The organism is Halosolutus sp. DAT137 (genome assembly GCF_059736405.1).
Window position 1 is genome coordinate 1 of record NZ_JCAQID010000019.1, and the last position, 4,627, is coordinate 4,627.

Sequence of the window (4,627 nt, forward strand, 5' to 3'; positions counted from 1 at the left end):
AGACGTCGCTCTCGTCGGCGATATTCGACCTCGATGGCGAGGATCCCGAAGCCAGCGAGATTTACATCGCACTCGGCAAGCCGTGTCACGCCTGGCGCACGGAGGAGGGTGACGGCTGGCTGACCATCACCGCCGACGCCACCGAAGCCGACGTTCCCGACCGCTTCCTCACCGGCGAAGCGTGGCTCGAACACTACACAGAAGATGCCTACGAGGGCGAGCGCGAACCCGCGCCCCTTCAGTAAACGCTCTTCTGTAGGTGATTGGTGATACCGTTCAGCTATGGCTCCCGAATCGAAGAGGACAAGAACACCGCGTCAGCGGTGTCCGATGCGTACGATTCCGCTCGATGTGTTTGGGTCGGAATCGGTCGCAACCAACCTGTTGTAGCAGGTTCGCTGACCGAACACAAAGTGCTATACAAGAGCGAAAAGTATTAATCCGTTCTTGTCTGAACCTCCCGACCGAAGATGGTAGAGTTCGGTATCAATATCAACAATCGTGAACCGTTGCTAGTCGAGAGTTACACCGTCGAGAAGATGCTCGAACTAGGCGAGTCCGCCGAAGAGTACGGCTTTGACTCCGTCTGGGTCGGTGACAGCTTGCTCGATCGACCGCGACTCGAACCGGTCAGTCTGCTGGGGAACCTCGCTGCGCGCACGGACAACGTAAAGCTCGGCACCGGCTGCATGATCACCCCGCTACGAAACCCGATCCAGTTCTTGCAGGCATGGAACAGCCTCGATATGATCTCCGACGGGCGGATGGAACTCGGCGCCTGTATGGGACCGCCGACCCCCGGCTGCCGGGAACAGTACGAGGTACTGGGTCTCGACTACCGCAAGCGCGCAAAGATGCTCGAGGAACAACTCGAGATCTTCAAACAGTTCTGGCGAGAGGGCGAACTGACCTACAAGGGCGACATCTACCAGTTCGAGGACGTCGACTTCCGCCGCGGTGCCGAGATCCGCGACCTCGAACCGGTCCAGGAAGAGCCGCCGATTCTCGTCGTGAGCAACCCCGCACACCACGACTCCGGGTCCGACGACGTGATCAACCGCGCGGCGTGGCGAATCGTCGAACTCGGCGACGGCTGGATGGCCGCCGGGCTCTCCAATGCGCCCGACGAGTACGAGCGCCAGTGGCAGAGCATCGTCGACTACGCCGAGGAGAACGGCCACGACCCGGACGACGTCCACACGACGTTCCAGGTGACGATGACGATCGACGACGACGCCGACGCGGCGGACGAGAAGATGGACGAGTACATCAGAACCTACTATCCGCAACTCTACAAGGGGAAGGACCCGGCGGAGTGGGGACCAAGCGGTAACGCGGACGATCTCATCCAGTGGATCGAGGAGTTCAACGACTGCGGCTGCGAGGAGTTCATCATCCGATTCGGCGGCGAGGATCAGTTCGAGCAGATGGAGAAGTTCGTCGACGAAGTAATCCCGGCGTTCTGAGGCATCATCGATCGATGACCGACCGAACGACGGTAAGCGACTCACGGCTATCGAAATACTGACGATTTCGTTCGTCCTGCCGGCGCTGATCGAACAGTGGTCGCTCTTCGGCAAGATTGCGTCGATCAGCGGTCCGATTTGCGCGGGGGTACTCGTCGGTCGGGGACACTCGTCACGCTGACGCCGCTCGCGAACGGCATGATCGGCGGCGCACCGTTCATCCTGGCGTTCGGTATGAACCGAAGGGCCAACCGCTCCGGTGATCGTCCCGTCCGCCGGCGTCGTGAGCCAGGTTCTGGAGGATCGACGGCGAACCCGAGATCTGCCAGCCCGACCTTCGACCGGCAGTTCAGGTGTTCTCGAGGAAGGCGTCGATCTCCTCGTCCGCCGTGCCAGCGGCCGCGAGAACTTCGCGCGTATGCTCACCGAGTGTCGGCGGTCCCTCAAGCGCCGGTTCGACCGCGGGTTCCGTTCGAGCTGGAAATCCGAGTCGGTTGCGGTCGTCCTCCACCATCCCTCGAGCGCGAACGTGGGGGTCCTCGAACGCCTCGCTCAGCGTGTTGACGGGCGCAACTGTCGTGTCCTCCCCGGCCACGCCTCGACCCACTCATCGCGAGTTTTCGACGCGAACAGAGCCTCGAGTTCTTTGCGGAGCGCCTCCCGAACGGCGTGGTCGTCCGCGAGGTGGTGCTCGCGAAGGTCCGGCCGACCTACGACCTCGCAGAACCGCCGCCGACTTCGCGTGCTACTCGGTGTCATCGATATATTTATTCTATCGGTCGAAAAGGATTCCCACATGGACATCGGCAAGATGCTTAGCGAGTCAGCCGAGCGGTTCGACGATTCGCTCGCACTCGTTTGTGAATCTTCGAGCGGAACCCGGACCCGAACATTCGGGGAACTCGACGCCGAGAGCAATCAAATCGCGAACGGCCTCCTCGATATCGGGGTGGGAACCGGGGACGTCGTCGCGATTTACGCCCACAATTCGATCGAGTTCGTCGAGACGTTCTTTGCGACGCAGAAGATCGGTGCAATCATCACACCGATCAACGTGCGCCTGGACGCTGCTGACGTCGAGTACGTCCTCGAGGATGTCGCGCCGACGTGCCTGCTTGCCGATGCTGGCCTGCTTGAGGAGCACCGCCTCGTCGAAGACGTACTCGGAGACTACGAGTCGCCGCTTTACACCTTCGGCGAGTCACCGTATCTCTCCCACGAGGAACTGGTGAACGGCTCGACCCAAAAGCCGGGTTTGCCGGTCGACGGTGAGACGATCGACGGCTACTTCTACACTTCCGGAAGCTCGGGCAAGCCGAAGGGGGTGGTCCACACGCATTCGGATCGAGTGATGGTAAACATGAATGTGATCGCCGAACTCGGACTCCGTCACTCGGACGTCAACGTATTACCGCTGTCACTCTTTCACAGCGGCCCGCTGTACACCGGGTTCGTCCCGTTCCTCCAGTTTGGCATTCCGACGATCATTTTCGAGCGGTTCGATCCGGAAGCGACGCTTGAGGCGGTGGAGGAGTGGAACGCGACGGTGCTCGGCGGCGTTCCCGCGCAGTACGATCGGCTGACGACGGTCGACGGCATCGACCAGTACGATCTCGACTCGCTCCGATTGTGGTGGTACTCCGGAGCGCCGATGACCGACGAATTACTGGAGCGCTGTCGGACGCTCATCTGCGATCGCCACTCCGTGATCTACGGCGCCACGGAGGTCGGACCGCCGATATCGATTTTACCGCCGGAGCGAAGCGACGACTATCCGCAGTCGTGCGGGACCGGCGTATCGTACCAGCGGATCCGGATCGTCGACCCCGACGGAGAACCCGACCCGTCCGCGATCGTGCAACCGGATACGACGGGCGAACTCATCTGCCAGGGCGAATCGGTAATGAACGAGTACCTGAACCAACCGGAGCAAACCGAAGCGTCCCTCGTCGACGGCTGGTACTTTACTGGTGACCTCGCTCACACGGACGAAGACGGCTACATCTACGTGGAAGGCCGTAAGGACGAGATGATCATCAGCGGCGGAGAAAACATCTACCCGACGGAAATCGAGAACGTCGTGCTCCAGCATGACGCCGTCGACGACGTCACCGTCGTCGGCGTCGATCACGAGGAGTGGGGCAAGACGCCGAAGGCATACGTCGTTCCCAACGACGAGTCGCTCGACTACGAGACGCTCGAGGAGCACTGTCGCGAGAGCCCGCTTGCTGACTACAAGCGGCCCCGAAAGATCGCGATCGTCCCGGAAATTCCGCGGAATCCGGGCGGTGGGAGCGTTCTCAAAGATGAACTGCGAGAACTCGAATGAGCCGAACGGAGACGACGACAGTTCACGGATCCGAACAGGGGCGTCGATTCGAACGACGAACCGACGAGGCGGCGCTCTCGCCTGATCGGGGGGTACCGCTGCGACGCGACGATTTCAGTCGATTCGGTAGCCGCGGCCGCGAAACGTCGCGACGTGCGTGCCGTCGTCCGTCTCCACGCGTACTCTCGTCGCGCTGAACCGTGAACTCTCGTGTTCGGTTTCGGCCCGAGCGACCACCGTCGCCCCCGGCTCGACGGCCGCGAGAAACGACGTGCTGGTCTCGATGCCAACGGTCGTCGTTCCATCCGCTTGATCGGCGGCGCCTGCGGCCGCATCCGCGAGTGCGAAAATCACCGCGCCGTGGAGTTTACCGTTGAAGTTTACGAGATCGTCGGTAACCTCCACAACTGTCTCCGCGAGTCCGGGTTCGATTCTGCGAAATTCGATCCCGAGCGTCCCACAGAGCGGGTCGGCCGCGATTTGATCCCGTGTGTCGTCCACATCGTCGAGGGTCATGATGATACTGCTAGCTATTTCCGTCCGACACAATTGATTTTTCGGAGTGGTCCGCCCCAATCGCTCCGGTTCTGCAGACACGATCGAGACGACACCGGAGCGATCGACCGTTTCGAGTGGTCCGTCGAGATCTGTCTAACCCCTACCTGAACCGCACGACGACCTGATGCTAAATAACTAAGACCGTTGAAACACAACTGTAAACGTATGGCATTGGAAGAAGACGCCTGTCCACACGATGATGTGGACGCTTCAGCGATAACTACCGGCGACGAGCCGTTATCACCTCGTCTCGAGCGACTACTCGAGGGTCACC

General features: G+C 60.9%; 6 protein-coding genes. 3 read left to right on the forward strand and 3 right to left on the reverse strand.

The annotated features are described in order from the left end of the window. Positions 1-245: hypothetical protein (locus AC6I6L_RS20610; protein ID WP_497919658.1), on the forward strand; the 245-nt coding region annotated here is incomplete at its 5' end. Positions 246-470: 225 nt separating this feature from the next. Then, on the forward strand, positions 471-1,466 hold the full coding sequence (locus tag AC6I6L_RS20615) for an LLM class flavin-dependent oxidoreductase (RefSeq protein WP_497919578.1): 996 nt from the start codon (positions 471-473) through the stop codon (positions 1,464-1,466). A gap of 349 nt (positions 1,467-1,815) precedes the next feature. Here AC6I6L_RS20615 and AC6I6L_RS20620 read toward each other — a convergent pair whose 3' ends face one another. Continuing rightward, positions 1,816-2,061, reverse strand: a complete 246-nt coding sequence (locus AC6I6L_RS20620; protein ID WP_497919659.1) for a CoA transferase — start codon at positions 2,059-2,061, stop codon at positions 1,816-1,818. Continuing rightward, on the reverse strand, positions 2,019-2,270 hold the full coding sequence (locus tag AC6I6L_RS20625) for a CoA transferase (RefSeq protein WP_497919660.1): 252 nt from the start codon (positions 2,268-2,270) through the stop codon (positions 2,019-2,021). The genes AC6I6L_RS20620 and AC6I6L_RS20625 overlap by 43 nt, the downstream gene beginning before the upstream one ends. On the opposite strand from AC6I6L_RS20625, the gene AC6I6L_RS20630 reads away from it, so the two are divergent. Beyond that, on the forward strand, positions 2,263-3,795 hold the full coding sequence (locus AC6I6L_RS20630; RefSeq protein ID WP_497919661.1) for a class I adenylate-forming enzyme family protein: 1,533 nt from the start codon (positions 2,263-2,265) through the stop codon (positions 3,793-3,795). The genes AC6I6L_RS20625 and AC6I6L_RS20630 overlap by 8 nt on opposite strands. Before the next feature lie 114 nt (positions 3,796-3,909). Here AC6I6L_RS20630 and AC6I6L_RS20635 read toward each other — a convergent pair whose 3' ends face one another. Beyond that, positions 3,910-4,311 carry a PaaI family thioesterase gene (locus tag AC6I6L_RS20635; RefSeq protein WP_497919662.1) on the reverse strand — a complete coding sequence of 134 codons (402 nt, stop codon included), beginning with the start codon at positions 4,309-4,311 and terminating at the stop codon, positions 3,910-3,912. Positions 4,312-4,627: the final 316 nt, after the last annotated feature.